Source organism: Streptomyces sp. P17 (genome assembly GCF_032436805.1).
Classification (GTDB): Bacteria; Actinomycetota; Actinomycetes; order Streptomycetales; family Streptomycetaceae; genus Streptomyces.
This window is the reverse complement of the sequence record NZ_JAVRBF010000442.1, coordinates 1-362: the sequence shown is the minus strand read 5'-3', so window position 1 is coordinate 362 and position 362 is coordinate 1. Positions and strand designations below refer to the sequence as shown.

Here is a 362-nt window from a genome sequence, read left to right as displayed (position 1 = left end):
CCAGTGCTTTGACGAATTCATGGTAGATCGTATGTTTGGTGACGGTAGGGACGTTTTCCATGGTGACTAGTTCTGGCTTTGCTTGGTCGATCAGGCGAGCAAACGCTCCCATCAAGGGCCATTTATCGTCTTTTGTAGTGTCTTTTCCCTGGTTGTACGTCGAAAAGGGCTGACAGGGCGCACAGCCTGCCAATAGGCGAAATGCTGTAGGGTCTTGATACCAACCGTTGATGTCATCGCCAGTTAGTTCGCTCACACTTCGTCTGATGAACTGGGCTTGATTGTTGTACTCGTAGGCGTAGCGGCAGCTTTCTTCGATGTCGTAACCAGCACGCACTCGCACTCCCGCCTGACCCAAGCCA

General features: G+C 51.9%; 1 protein-coding gene. It reads right to left on the bottom strand.

The window, feature by feature from the left end; genetic code table 11:
- A partial coding sequence (locus tag RMT89_RS41650) for a DNA cytosine methyltransferase (RefSeq protein WP_315888958.1) occupies positions 1-337 on the bottom strand: 337 nt, incomplete at its 3' end.
- Positions 338-362 lie beyond the last annotated feature (25 nt).